Source organism: Grimontia sedimenti (genome assembly GCF_011045095.1).
GTDB classification, from domain to species: Bacteria; Pseudomonadota; Gammaproteobacteria; order Enterobacterales; family Vibrionaceae; genus Enterovibrio; species Enterovibrio sedimenti.
In genome coordinates this window covers 137,083-150,291 of record NZ_JAALDL010000012.1, presented here as the reverse complement: position 1 = coordinate 150,291, position 13,209 = coordinate 137,083, and the positions used below count along the sequence as shown (strand labels likewise).

Annotated in this window: 11 protein-coding genes; 5 read left to right on the top strand and 6 right to left on the bottom strand. The window is 48.5% G+C overall.

All coding sequences use genetic code 11. The features are described 5' to 3' along the window. The first annotated feature begins 153 nt into the window (after positions 1 to 153). Positions 154 to 786: a 3'-5' exonuclease gene (locus G5S52_RS16070; protein WP_165015828.1), complete on the top strand. Its 633-nt coding sequence runs from the start codon at positions 154 to 156 to the stop codon at positions 784 to 786. A gap of 155 nt (positions 787 to 941) precedes the next feature. Next, a complete protein-coding gene (locus tag G5S52_RS16065) occupies positions 942 to 1,706 on the top strand; it encodes a substrate-binding periplasmic protein (protein ID WP_165015825.1) in 765 nt (254 codons plus the stop codon). 29 nt (positions 1,707 to 1,735) lie between these two features. Here G5S52_RS16065 and G5S52_RS16060 read toward each other — a convergent pair whose 3' ends face one another. Next, positions 1,736 to 2,344: a hypothetical protein gene (locus G5S52_RS16060; RefSeq protein ID WP_165015823.1), complete on the bottom strand. Its 609-nt coding sequence runs from the start codon at positions 2,342 to 2,344 to the stop codon at positions 1,736 to 1,738. A 260-nt stretch (positions 2,345 to 2,604) separates the two neighbouring features. Between G5S52_RS16060 and G5S52_RS16055 the strand changes: the two genes are divergently transcribed. Continuing rightward, positions 2,605 to 3,339, top strand: a complete 735-nt coding sequence (locus G5S52_RS16055; protein WP_165015819.1) for a VOC family protein — start codon at positions 2,605 to 2,607, stop codon at positions 3,337 to 3,339. A 260-nt stretch (positions 3,340 to 3,599) separates the two neighbouring features. Continuing rightward, a complete protein-coding gene (locus G5S52_RS16050) occupies positions 3,600 to 4,502 on the top strand; it encodes a GGDEF domain-containing protein (RefSeq protein ID WP_165015816.1) in 903 nt (300 codons plus the stop codon). Here G5S52_RS16050 and G5S52_RS16045 read toward each other — a convergent pair. Next, positions 4,499 to 5,938 (bottom strand): transporter substrate-binding domain-containing diguanylate cyclase, encoded by a 1,440-nt coding sequence (locus G5S52_RS16045; RefSeq protein WP_165015811.1) that lies wholly within the window; start codon positions 5,936 to 5,938, stop codon positions 4,499 to 4,501. The genes G5S52_RS16050 and G5S52_RS16045 overlap by 4 nt on opposite strands. Before the next feature lie 644 nt (positions 5,939 to 6,582). Here G5S52_RS16045 and pykF point away from each other — a divergent pair. Continuing rightward, entirely contained in the window at positions 6,583 to 7,995 is a 1,413-nt protein-coding gene (gene pykF, locus G5S52_RS16040; RefSeq protein ID WP_046304118.1) for a pyruvate kinase PykF, read from the top strand. Positions 7,996 to 8,219: 224 nt separating this feature from the next. Here pykF and G5S52_RS16035 read toward each other — a convergent pair whose 3' ends face one another. From G5S52_RS16035 to G5S52_RS16020, 4 genes are all read right to left on the bottom strand, one after another. Then, entirely contained in the window at positions 8,220 to 8,372 is a 153-nt protein-coding gene (locus G5S52_RS16035; protein WP_165015808.1) for a hypothetical protein, read from the bottom strand. A 157-nt stretch (positions 8,373 to 8,529) separates the two neighbouring features. Next, positions 8,530 to 9,027, bottom strand: a complete 498-nt coding sequence (gene ilvN, locus G5S52_RS16030) for an acetolactate synthase small subunit (protein ID WP_002537707.1) — start codon at positions 9,025 to 9,027, stop codon at positions 8,530 to 8,532. After that, on the bottom strand, positions 9,027 to 10,745 hold the full coding sequence (locus G5S52_RS16025; RefSeq protein WP_062666478.1) for an acetolactate synthase 3 large subunit: 1,719 nt from the start codon (positions 10,743 to 10,745) through the stop codon (positions 9,027 to 9,029). Before G5S52_RS16025 ends, ilvN begins: the two co-directional genes overlap by 1 nt. 522 nt (positions 10,746 to 11,267) lie before the next feature. Beyond that, positions 11,268 to 13,064: an AMP-dependent synthetase/ligase gene (locus G5S52_RS16020; RefSeq protein WP_165015805.1), complete on the bottom strand. Its 1,797-nt coding sequence runs from the start codon at positions 13,062 to 13,064 to the stop codon at positions 11,268 to 11,270. Between the last annotated feature and the right edge of the window lie 145 nt (positions 13,065 to 13,209).

The window sequence follows — 13,209 nt, the reverse complement described above, 5'->3', positions numbered from 1 at the left end:
AAACTAAATTTGGCATTAACAGCTCTTTCTGAGCCAGGCGCGAACTATACAGTGTGCTGGTTAAATAGCGAGCTTTATTTTCACTTTTCACGCATGTAGTCGTTTCCCCTGTATACTCCTTCCCTCTGTTTCTCTCGCTTCGGGATCTTCTCCATGCCATCCAAACCCGCTAATACCGTTGTCGTACTCGACTTCGAAACCACAGGCTTATCACCCAACATGGGCGACCGCGCCATTGAAATCGGCGCGGTAAAGTTGATTGACGGTGAGGTAGTCGACACCTTTCAGGAATTGATGAATCCGGGCTTTCGCGTCAGTCGTTTTATCGAAGGTTACACAGGCATCACCAACAATATGTTGCGCACCGCGTCTGGCTGCGAAGAGGTGATGAGCCGGTTTGCGGAGTTTATCGCCGGGTTTAACCTTGTGGCGCATAACGCCTCTTTCGATAAGCGCTTTTTGGATGCGGAACTGGAACGCCTGCGCGCAGGTTATTCCGGCCAGTTTACCTGCTCTATGCTGATTGCCCGCCGCCTGATTCAAGACTCCCCGACCCACAAACTCGGCGATCTGGTGCGGTTCAAGCATATCGCCAATGATGGCGTTTTCCACCGCGCTTTGGCGGATGCTGAAATGACAGCAAGGCTCTGGCTTCTGATGCTGGATGAACTGGAACAGCAAGGCATCACCAACCCAAGCTTTGCACTGATGCAAACCATCAGCAAAACCAGCAAACAATCATTGCCTTCTTTTTTTAACAAGCAACGCAGCAAAGTCAGCCTTTAATATCAATTTCTTAGACACCCATTATGCGACATGTTGGTGCAACCAAGTTCACTATTGAGATTCAGCGGAAATAAACACAGGCAAGCAACCGTCTTGAGTAAACTTAAACGTACCAACACAAAGATACGTAACGAGCTGTAAAATCAGGTGAAGGAATGAATATCCCGGGTAAGTCGTTGTTAACCTACGCCATTCGATGCCTTTTCGCACTGCTGCTGATAGTCAGCCAGCCAGCAACATCCCAAACGTTCACTGTCATGACGGAAGATTTTGCGCCGTTTGGTTATGTGGAAAATGGCGAGTTAAATGGATTATCTGTGGATATCATACGTGAAGTCTTTGCCATCGTCGGGCATCCTGACGATATTGAGATGCTTCCTTGGGCCCGCGCTTACAAAGAAACCAAACGAAAATCCAACCGCATTTTGTTTTCAATGAGCCGCACACCAGAACGGGAACCCTTGTTTAAATGGGTTGGCCCCTTGGTGGAAGACAGAATCACGTTCTATCGCCATAAAGACAGCGACATCAACATCCAGTCACTGGAAGACGCGCGGGAAGCAAACGCGATTCTAGTCACTCGTGGCTTTCCGGAAACAGAATTTCTTCAGAATCAAGACTTTAACAATCTCTATATTACCAATTCCCCGATTCAGGCATTTTCCATGTTAGTGATGGGCCGGGGAGATTTGGCACCGATTGGGGAGTTTGCCTACAAACCCTTGATGCAAAAAAGCAGTATCGATGCGGAGAGCCTCCAGAACACGGGCGTAGAACTGTTTAATATCCAGCTTTATATTGCGTTTTCAAAAGACACGCCAGAAGAAGAAATCACACGCTGGCAAGCGGCATTGGATCAGGTAAAAGCGTCGGGCAAGTATGGAGAAATCATCCGCCGGTATTCAGATCTTGGGTATTAGTCCGTAAGCCAGCAGATATTTTTGGATGATTACCAATAAGATTCGAGAACGGTCATGCCGTCGTAGGTGCTGCACTTAAAGCGTGTTTTCTTACCGCTTTCTCCTCTGCAACTCACCGTGGTGAACAGAGTGTCTTTGTTCCATACCGACTCAAAGCTTTGGTCGAACCCACAATCGGCACCATAAAAGCTTTCCGCCTGTGCCGCGCAGTATTGATAGGCTTCATCTTCACCACCGCGTGCATCCAACATTGCTGCACGAACTTTTCGTTCTTTACGTATGTTGGCGATATGCGCTTTGTCTGGCATTTCAAACCAGTCAATCCGTGGATTTTCGATATCAAAGCTCTTCTGGATCCAGGTTGCTTCCTTTACCGTGCCTGAGAATTTGATGGAAAGGTTTTTCAGGTAAGCCACATCGACGTTCGCCAACGCCTCAAAGCCTGAGGGGTTGGACAGTGTGATGGACTCTTTTTCTACCCTGACGACAACCTCTTGTTCGGTGGCTTTTTCAATTAATCCCGACAGCGCAGTAAAGCTCACACCATCACACTCAAAACTGTATTCGCGATCCACAAAACAACGCTCTAGAAACACGTTGCCGTCTTTCTCTTTCGAACACCCGATAAGGGTAAGCATTGTAAAAAGGAGTGCTGTGGCTTTAAGCATGAATGTGATTTCTATTCCAAAACTCATTTGTCGTGATCTTGATACATTTCAATGTGTATTTGCAATCCTATCAGCAGTCGGACGGGACGTTGTTGGCAAATTTACCCACTGATCATTGGTTGCTACCCAAATTCACGCTTTTTTCATCACACTTTTCCCCTTCGAAGCAGCAACAATGGGATATCCCCATATATGGGGATAAGAACGCACTGAGAACGGGGAAGGAATACGTGTTCACCAACATTACCATCAAAGCAAAGCTTAACGAGCGCCTTCACGCTTTCTATCAGGACGTGCTCGGCATGCAATTGACCGACTCTGGTTGGCGATTCGAAGGTGAAAGCGCATCACTCTCTTTTATTCCGTCTGATAGCCTTTACCAACCCACACCTGCAGATGGCTTTTGGAAAATCGGCATCACTGTGGTGGACTTGGACGCCGCCTGCCACTGGCTTCGCTCACAGGGGATCGATGTTTCCGCGCCGCGCCAGTTTCAGGACATTGGCTATCTTGCTCATTTGTCAGATCCCAATGGGCTGATTGTTGAGTTACTACAAACCACCTTTGAAGGTAACAGGCAAGAGAACCTAACGCTCTCACATCCGGTTGCTAATGGTGCTGCACTGGCGCACATCACGCTTCGCTGTCATGACGATCGAGCTATGCAGAAATGGGCTGAAAGCCTTGGTTTGACGCTGAAATCCATCCAACCTGTTACCGATTATGGCTTCACTCTCTATTTTTATTCTTTCATTGATGAGCCACAGCCAGAATCGGACTTGCATGCAGTCGGTAACCGTGAGTGGTTATGGCAACGTCCTTACACCTTACTGGAATTCCAGCTAGTCCATGATGCGCCGCCCTTTGCTTTACCTTCTGAAGAGGAAAGCGGCTTGTTTGGTTTTGAGGCCGGCGGAAAGCAAATAACACTGCAATCGCTCAAAGAAGCAGGTCTTGGGAAATAACCGGACGCTTTTTGTCAAAGCACGCCCCCTTTCAGTCAGTCTCGGGTAAAAACATCACACGAACAAGGTCTTGAGAAAGGAGGACCATCATTGAGCAGGATGATAATTTTGCGTTGCACTACTAACAAAGATGTAAGACAGATGATTCACAATTGATTAGTTCCGAGCAACAATTCCAAATTCTTGAAATACATCGCAGTTTTCACGCTGATAAGTGATAACTTTCACATTAAATTATTGACCAGCACTTTCTCCACGCGATGCCAGATTTTAAAGACATACTCGACATCCACCCGAATCCCTGCGTCATACATATTAACTTTGTCCCTAAGTATGCCAATAACGCATTCGCAAAGTTCAGTGGAATGGCCTGCGCAGAGGATGTGCTCAGTCTGCCCTCTATTCGTGTCCTTTTTGAAGAAGAACACTGGCCTGAAGCTCAGCGTCGCTACAATCACGCGATTGAAACCGGGATCCCAACACCACCTGAAGTGATCAATCATATGGATTTAAAAGGTAATCCAATGATCGCTGAGATCACCGATAAGGTGATTGACTGGTATGGCGAAAAAGCCATGTGCACCTTTGTGAGTGTGGTGACCGACCAAATCCGCCGTGAGCGTACTTTGCGTGATATGGCAAACCGCGACGATCTCACCAATCTCTATAATCGCCGTTATCTTCTGGATTTGTTCAGTGAACGCCATGCTGCCCAGCAACGCCGCCAGTATCTTGCGATGGCCGACATCGATCACTTCAAACGTATCAATGACACCTTCGGCCACCCCGTGGGCGATTTGGTTTTGCGCCGCTTTGCCCAGGAGATTGAAGATTTCACTGCGCCGGATGAATACGCATTTCGTTTGGGTGGCGAAGAATTTGCTTTACTGATTTGGGCTGACAATCATACCGAAGCCACCACAAGATTAGAGCGGCTCCGCGTAGCAGTGCAGGACTGTGAGGTGAGAGTCAGCCACCCGAACTCGCAGCCACTTTCTATTGGCTGCACAATTTCTATCGGGGCGACAGTGCTGGAGGCAACAGAAGATTTTCTAACGGCCAGTCTGCGCGCTGACGAAGCGCTCTACATCGCGAAGAAGACCGGACGCAATCGCGTGATCAATTACGATGCGTCTTCAGAAGATAAACCAGACGTCGGTTAAGCGCTTATCTGATTGGTGTATCTATGGTGCTGCTGGTTCGACAGAGAACCCAACGTGACCCGATTCCGACCATTTTCCTTAGCTTGATACATCAAGCGGTCTGCATGGTGAAGCAGCGCTTCCAGAGAAGGATCTTTGCAACCTTTGTCTACCAGCAATGCGCCCACCGATGCAGTGACAGAAAGCCCTATCCCTTCCTGTGAAGCCTGCGGCACGATAAACCGGCAGACGTAATCCGCATTCACTTCCAGATCGTGCAGATCCTCAGCTGGCACCAATAAACAGAACTCTTCACCTCCCAAGCGAGAGATTGCCACCGCCTCACGCAGGTAATTGTTCAGCGCCCTGCCAAGGTTATTCAGCACTTCATCCCCTTTCAGGTGACCGTACTTATCGTTGATTTGCTTGAAGTGGTCCACATCAAGCATCAACACCCCCAATTGGCCACGTTTTAGCATGCTGTTCACCCGTTTGCTGGCGAAGTTTCTGTCCAGGCCACGGCGGTTCATGAGTCCGGTCAGAGAGTCGGTAAACGCATATTCTTCCAGCTTACTGTTCAACGCTTTCAAAGCACGGGTTTTTCGGTGTACGGCCTGCTTTAGCAAGATGATGTAACTGACCGTACCAAGAAACAATACGGAGCCCACCAGTGGCCAGAACCAATCAGGAATCTGAGTGGTTTTACTGGTGTTGAGCCATTTTTGTTTGATGCGATCAATTTCGTGAGGTGGGATATTTTTGATTCCGCTTTCGACTTCTTGAAGCAGGAGTTCATTTCCTGCTGGCACGGCGGCATACAGCATTTTTTGGTACATGCGGTCAATCGGCACAAAGCGGTTAGGATTGTCCTGTTGCAGCAGGTAATAAGTCGCCACTTGAGTATCCACCAACATGCGCTTTATTTTGCCTTCACGTGCCGCCTGAATAAGCGCTGCATTGTTATCAAACCCCATGGTAGAGACTAACGGATAGCGAGTCTTCAGAAACTCTTCCTCGTAGCCACCACGCACAACACCAACGACCATACCTGGCAGAACACCTTGCGTTTTCAGCTCTTCGCTGTCATTGACTACATAAAGCGTGGTGGAGATTTCGAACAGAGGCAGGACGTAATCGAGGTATTCATCACGAGATTCAGAGTAGAGCAAGCCGCCATGAACTTTGCGCCCGCCTTCTTGCATGGCGATCAGAGAGTCGTTCCAATCCGAGAGAGCAAATTCTACCGGGGTGTTATTGATCTCTGAAAAAAGCTTCCAGTAATCAACTAACAGTCCCTTGGGAATACCATTTTCCGAGAAGGCAAAAGGCTTCCAGCTATGAGAATTCGTCACGATGATGGTGTCTTTATCCGTTTCAGCCAACGCAACCGACTGGGCCATACCCAGTGCAAATACCACAACGCTACAGACGAATCGGCATAACCGAAGCAAATGCATCAGAGGCAAATTTTCCTTCGTATGAATTGATGGAAACATTGTCGCAAAATTCCGCCAACAGACCACACTTTGTTTAATACCTGCATAGTCATTGCGAGACATAGATCCATGAGTTGATGAAAAAACCTTGAAAACCTCAGAGCGCTGGGTGGTGTATTGTCATTTTTTTTCAAAAATAGTCAGCCAATATGTCCGCACAACTAGCCATACAATAACGCTTTCAACCCAATGCAGATCAATGTTCATTGCTCTTTATCTATTCGTTACCGATTAGTGATCTAGCAAATAATATGTGGTAAATTTACGGCCCTGAAAGTAGGCGTAACACTGTATCATTTGAGTGGAAGATGGCAGGAAGGTGCGAATAACCCTTTTTCCATTGCCTGCGATCAAATTTCCGCCACATAAAGCATGTATACTTGTGTCCGCTTTCATGGATGAGTTGTGTTGTCCAAACGAACCCACGTTTGGACAACACAATTACGTGGCATGAACCTGTATTAACGCTGTAAGAGCACATGGCAATGTTGCCGCTCATCACACAGTAGCTTGTTGTTTTATTACAAAACTCAAGCATCTGGATAACGTGACTACAGCGACATTTATCCCTTGGGTAGTAAAAGTTCGACCGGAGAGAACCCTACATGAAAAAGACCAAAATCGTTTGTACGATTGGACCAAAAACCGAATCAGTAGAGATGCTGACCAAGCTGGCAGAAGCAGGCATGAACGTAATGCGCCTGAACTTCTCACACGGCGACTTCGCTGAGCACGGCACGCGCATCTCTAACCTACGTCAGGTAATGGAAAACACTGGCAAGCAACTGGCTATCCTGCTGGATACCAAAGGTCCTGAAATCCGCACCATCAAACTGGAAGGCGGCAACGATGTTTCTCTGGTTGCAGGTCAAACTTTCACTTTCACTACTGACGCTTCAGTAGTAGGTAACGCAGAGCGCGTTGCAGTGACTTACCAAGGTTTCGCAAAAGACCTGACTGTTGGCAACACTATCCTGGTTGACGACGGTCTGATCGAGATGGAAGTACTGGAAACCACAGAAACAGACGTTATCTGTAAAGTACTGAACAACGGTGACCTGGGTGAAAACAAAGGCGTTAACCTGCCAGGCGTTTCTGTAAACCTGCCTGCGCTGTCTGAAAAAGACAAGGGTGACCTGGTATTCGGTTGTGAGCAAGGCGTTGACTTCATCGCAGCTTCTTTCATCCGTAAAGCGTCTGACGTTAAAGAAATCCGTGATCTTCTGGCTGCAAACGGCGGCGAGAACATCCAAATCATCTCTAAAATCGAAAACCAGGAAGGCGTTGATAACTTCGACGAGATCCTGGAGCTGTCTGACGGCATCATGGTTGCACGTGGCGACCTGGGTGTAGAAATCCCAGCAGAAGAAGTTATCTTCGCTCAGAAGATGATGATCGAGAAATGTAACCGCGCACGTAAAGTGGTTATCACTGCAACGCAAATGCTGGATTCAATGATCAAGAACCCACGTCCAACTCGCGCAGAAGCGGGTGACGTTGCGAACGCGATCATGGATGGCACTGACGCAGTGATGCTGTCTGGTGAAACGGCGAAGGGTAAATACCCAGTTGAAGCTGTGACTATCATGGCGCAAATCGCGAAGCGTACTGATGCAGTACTGAAAGCAGAACTGGGCTCACGTCTGGACAGCTCTCGCCTGCGTATCACTGAAGCAGTATGTAAAGGCGCAGTAGACACCGCTGAGAAGCTGGGTGCTCCTCTGATCGTTGTTGCTACTGAAGCTGGTAAGTCTGCGCGTTCTATCCGCAAGTACTTCCCAACTGCAAACATCATCGCTGTCACCATCAACGAGAAAACTGCTGCACAACTTTGCCTGAGCAAAGGCGTGACTTCAGTGGTTGTTGACCAGTTCGAGAACACTGACGAGTTCTACCGTCGTGGTAAAGAAATCGCTCTGGAGTCAGGTCTGGCTGCGAAAGGCGACATCGTTGTTATGGTTTCAGGTGCACTGGTTGCTTCTGGTACTACTAACACTGCATCTGTACACGTTCTGTAATCGAACCGTACCGAGCATAAAAAAAGGAGCCGATTGGCTCCTTTTTTGTTTCTTTGGGCTTTTATACCAATCACAGTAGGTAGCTGCTCAGAAATAGCGTAGGAAAAATGCTCGAGAACAAGGCGAAAAATTTCGATAAGTAGTTATTCTACAATCAAATTTTTTAACGCAGTTATTGAGCATTTTAACAAGCTAGGATGAGCAGATATTTACTACGATTGGTATCATTTCTTAAATCTGGATGGAACCAGCTCATTGCGGTGAGTGTTCATCAGTACCGCCATCGGCACCAGATAAATCCAGCCAACCTTAATCGTCAGGACAGCCAGAGACACGGTTGTCACTCTCACCAAATACTTATTGATGGTTTGCAACACAACGACTTTCTCTTGGGTTTATTTTGTTTTTCTTGCACCCCGGAAGTATACATTTTGGGCAGAAAGTCACAAGTTGAGAGCATCTCCTGCCAGCCCATCAGACATAAAAAAACCGACGGCTTTCACCATCGGCTTTTTCTGAGACTCGCTGTCAGTTTTACTGACGCAGTGCGCGCTCACCACGAGCAATACCCACCACACCGCTGCGTGCGACTTCAATGATGTCAGTGACATCTTTCATCGCTGCGATGAAGGCTTCAATCTTGTCGCTTGAGCCTGCAATCTGCACGGTGTAAAGCGAGTTAGTCACATCCACAATCTGGCCACGGAAGATGTCAGCAGTGCGTTTGACTTCTGCACGGGCAAAGCCGCTCGCTTTCACTTTCACCATCGCCAGTTCACGCTCAATGTGCTCTGACTCGGTCACATTACTTACTTTCAGTACGTCAATCAGCTTGTGCAGTTGTTTCTCAATCTGCTCGCGCTCTGACGCCTTAACCACGGTGGTCGTGATGTTCAAACGAGACAGCGTTGGATCGTCTGTCGGGGAAACCGTCAGGGATTCAATGTTGTAGCCACGCTGTGAAAACAGGCCAACTACGCGAGACAATGCGCCCGGTTCGTTTTCCATCAAAATCGATACAATACTGCGCATTATGTTCTCTCCGTCTTGCTCAACCACATTTCATTCATTGCACCACCACGCACCTGCATTGGATAAACGTGCTCTGTTTCATCCACGCTGATGTCGAAGAAGACCAGTTTGTCTTTCATCGCCAAACCACGTGCCAGCTCGCTTTCCAGCTGAGCCGGATCGCTGATGCGAATACCTACGTGACCGTAAGCTTCTGCAATCGCAGCGAAATCAGGCACCGAATCCATGTAAGAGTGAGAGTGACGACCTTGATAAATCATGTCCTGCCACTGCTTCACCATGCCGAGGAAGCGGTTGTTGAGGTTGATAATTTTGACGGGGATGTCGTATTGCAGTGCCGTCGACAGCTCCTGGATATTCATCTGGATACTGCCGTCACCGGTCACACACAGCACTTCTGCATCAGGGATTGCGAATTTCACACCCATCGCAGCTGGCAAACCGAAGCCCATGGTGCCGAGACCACCGGAGTTGATCCAGCGACGTGGCTTATCAAACGGGTAGTAAAGCGCAGCAAACATCTGGTGCTGGCCAACATCCGATGCCACGTATGCATCACCATTGGTGAGCTTGTAGACCGCTTCAATCGCTTGCTGCGGCTTGATGCGTTCGTTATTCGTTTCGTACGCCAAACACTTACGTTCGCGCCATACGTTGATGTTGTTCCACCATGCGTCCAGCGCAGCTTCATCGTTCGTGCCGCCCTGCTCGGTCAGGATCTTCAGCATGGTGTTCAGTACCACGTCTGCTGAGCCGACGATGGGGATGTCAGCCGAAACGGTTTTTGAAATGCTCGATGGGTCAATGTCGATGTGCATGACCTTAGCATTTGGACAGTATTTCTCGAGGTTATTTGTCGTACGGTCATCGAAACGGACACCAATACCAAAGATCAGATCCGCATTGTGCATCGCCATATTGGCTTCGTACGTGCCGTGCATGCCCAGCATGCCCAGCGATTTGTCACCTGTACCCGGATAAGCACCAAGGCCCATCAGTGTACTGATAACAGGAATATTCAGTGTATCTGCCAGCGTTTTAATTTGCTCGCCACACTCGGAAATGATGGAGCCGCCGCCGATGTACAGTACCGGTTTTTTCGCTTCAAGCAGGGCTTTCAAGCCGCGCTTAATTTGTCCTTTATGACCCGTTGTTGTTGGGTTGTAAGAACGCATGGACATGCTTTCCGGGTACTCGTAAGGGAACTTGTTTGCTGGGTTCAGCATGTCTTTTGGCAGGTCGACAACCACAGGGCCTGGGCGGCCGGTTGATGCCAAATAGAAAGCTTTCTTGATGATTTTTGGAATGTCTTCGGTGTTTTTCACCAAAAAGCTGTGTTTTACGATAGGGCGAGAGACACCCACCATGTCACATTCCTGGAAAGCATCGTTACCAATCAGGTTACTCATAACCTGACCGGACAAAACCACCATTGGAACTGAATCGTAATACGCGGTCGCGATACCGGTAATGGCGTTGGTTGCGCCTGGACCTGAAGTCACCAGTACAACACCGACTTCGCCGGTTGCACGGGCATAGCCATCGGCCATGTGAACGGCTGCTTGTTCATGGCGAACGAGAACGTGCTCGATATCGCTTTTCTCATGCAGTGCATCATAGATATCCAAAACCGATCCGCCCGGATACCCAAATATATGTTTTACGCCTTGGTCGATCATCGAACGAACGACCATGTCGGCTCCTGACAACATTTCCACTATATGCCTCCATGTATGCATAGTTTAGGACTTATTTGTAGCCTAGAGATGGATGTCGGCGTGACTACCTGTTTGCCGCCAATCCATGCCAGCTATGCTTTTGATTCCGGTCGTAACAAGAATCAAAAAAGCTTCCACTTTTCCCGCTTTTTTGGACTGGCTGACGCCAGTTGCTCACTACGGTTAAAGCACTGTCAACTTTAACGCTTTGTTAGCAAATATGTCTATTGGTTAACTCAGATTCCCATTAATACTCTGATTGGGTAAAGTTTCATCACTAAAGACTCTACCCGAGCCATCTCAATCAGCATTCACTGCTAAAAACCCACTCATTGACAATATTTACTGTTCAGAAGATGGGTGTTTCAGCGTATGACAAAAGTATGTTTTTGGCTGTTACCGACAGATTTTCTGGGAAGTAGCACGTTAAGGACACTTTAACGCCACTTTCCTTGCGGGAATTTGGGGAAGGCAGCAATAAAAAACCCGGCTCAGTGGCCGGGCTTCTCAATCCAATCAGGATCAGCTGCGCTTCTTGTACATGGCTTCGATTTGTTTCTTATAACGCTCGAGGATCACCTTACGGCGTAGCTTCAGCGTAGGTGTCAATTCGCCTTGTGCCATAGAGAACTCAGAAGGCAGTAAGGTGAACTTCTTCACCTGCTCAAACTTCGCCAGCTCTTTTTGCAGCTCTTCGACGCGTTTTTCGAACATTTCCACCACTTCGCTGTGCTTAATCAGCTCCATGCGATCATGATATTTGATGTTCAGCTCTTTCGCCCAGCTTTCAAGTGATTCAAAACAAGGCACAATCAGCGCAGACACAAAATGGCGCGCGTCAGCCACAACAGCGATTTGCTCGATAAAGTGGTCTTTACCCAGCTTGCCTTCGATGACCTGTGGGGCAATGTATTTACCCCCAGAGGTTTTCATCAGCTCTTTGATGCGGTCAGTGATAAACAGGTTACCCTGCGCATCAATATGGCCTGCATCACCGGTTTTCAGGAAACCATCAGATGTGAAGGTTTCTGCCGTTTCTTTGGCCTTATTGTAGTAGCCGCGCATCACCATTGGGCCGCGCACCAGAATTTCGTTGTTCTGGCCAATCTTCACTTCTGCATTCGGCATTGGCATACCGATAGAATCCGGGTCAAAGCTACCGCTGTCCCAGCAAGAGATGGTGGCGGTGGTTTCGGTCATGCCGTAACCCAGCTTCACGTTCACCCCAATGGCATGGAAGAAGCGTCCAATAGTCGGCTCCAGTTTTGCACCGCCACACGGCATCATGGTGATATTGCCACCCAGCAGTTGGCGCAGCTTGCTGAGCACCAGCTTGTCTGCCATGCGGTGAGCGCTTTTCAGCCACGGCGCTGGTTTCTTGCCTTTACGGGTAATTTCCGCCATCAGGTTGCCGATATATACCGCGGCGCGGAACATACCCTTTTTCACCGGACTCGCTGTCGCCACTTTCTCGTGAACGGCGCTGTAGATTTTCTCGTAGAAGCGCGGAACCGCACACATCACGGTTGGTTTAACTTCCTGCAACGCTTCGCGGATGGCATTGGTGTTAGACAGATAGCAATTAGTCGCACCGTGGTGCAGAACGTAAAAGCTCCAGCAACGCTCAAACACGTGAGACAGCGGCAGGAATGCCAGTGATACTTCGTTCTCACTGATCCCCAACACCTTATCGTGGCTTTCAATCTGTGCCGCGACATTGGCGTAATCCAGCATCACGCCTTTTGGCTCGCCCGTGGTGCCTGAGGTGTAAATCAATGTCATCAGATCGCTCATTGAAGCGTCTGTAATACGCGTCTGCATTTCCTGCTCGACATTATCATTGGCTGTTTGCAGGAATGCTTCCCAGCTTTGGCCCATTTCATTGCCGGCAAAATCGACGTTATCAGCAAAGCTGACAATCTTTTCCAACGCTGGGCAGCTTGCTGCAATTGACATCGCGGCATCTGCCTGCGATTGGTCGCCAACAAACAGAATACGCACACCGGCATCGCGCAGAATGTACGCAGCCTGATCCGCAGTGTTGGTTGGATAAATTGGCACTGGCACGCAGCGCACCTGAAGTGCGGCAATATCCGCAATACTCCATTCCGCACAGTTGTTGGCAAAAATGCCGATTTTGTCCTGCACAGCGAGGCCTGAAACCAGCATCGCTTTTGAAGCTGCATCAATACGCTCTCCGAACTGACGCCAGCTCATTTCGCCCCAGGTATTTCCTTGCTGGAAACGCAGTGCGACTTTTTCGCCTTGAGCTTTTACCTGCTCGCGAATTCGGTTAACGATATGAAGTTCCAGCGCCATTTAATTCTCTCTCAGCACGTGGTGCGTCCCTTTAGAATGCATGTTGGGACGACGACAAAAATTAGCTAACACTTGTAAGCTAAAACTCAGGCAGCAGTGTAATGACTCCCCCATCAATTACAAGAAAAAGCGCAGCCAAAGCGGT

Bases quoted from the DNA above. Each gene is read 5' to 3' on its own strand.
- G5S52_RS16070 (WP_165015828.1), top strand. From the start codon at position 154: ATGCCATCCAAACCCGCTAATACCGTTGTCGTACTCGACTTCGAAACC.
- G5S52_RS16065 (WP_165015825.1), top strand. From the start codon at position 942: ATGAATATCCCGGGTAAGTCGTTGTTAACCTACGCCATTCGATGCCTT.
- G5S52_RS16060 (WP_165015823.1), bottom strand. From the start codon at position 2,344: ATGCTTACCCTTATCGGGTGTTCGAAAGAGAAAGACGGCAACGTGTTT.
- G5S52_RS16050 (WP_165015816.1), top strand. From the start codon at position 3,600: ATGCCAGATTTTAAAGACATACTCGACATCCACCCGAATCCCTGCGTC.
- G5S52_RS16045 (WP_165015811.1), bottom strand. From the start codon at position 5,938: ATGCATTTGCTTCGGTTATGCCGATTCGTCTGTAGCGTTGTGGTATTT.
- pykF (WP_046304118.1), top strand. From the start codon at position 6,583: ATGAAAAAGACCAAAATCGTTTGTACGATTGGACCAAAAACCGAATCA.
- ilvN (WP_002537707.1), bottom strand. From the start codon at position 9,027: ATGCGCAGTATTGTATCGATTTTGATGGAAAACGAACCGGGCGCATTG.
- G5S52_RS16020 (WP_165015805.1), bottom strand. From the start codon at position 13,064: ATGGCGCTGGAACTTCATATCGTTAACCGAATTCGCGAGCAGGTAAAA.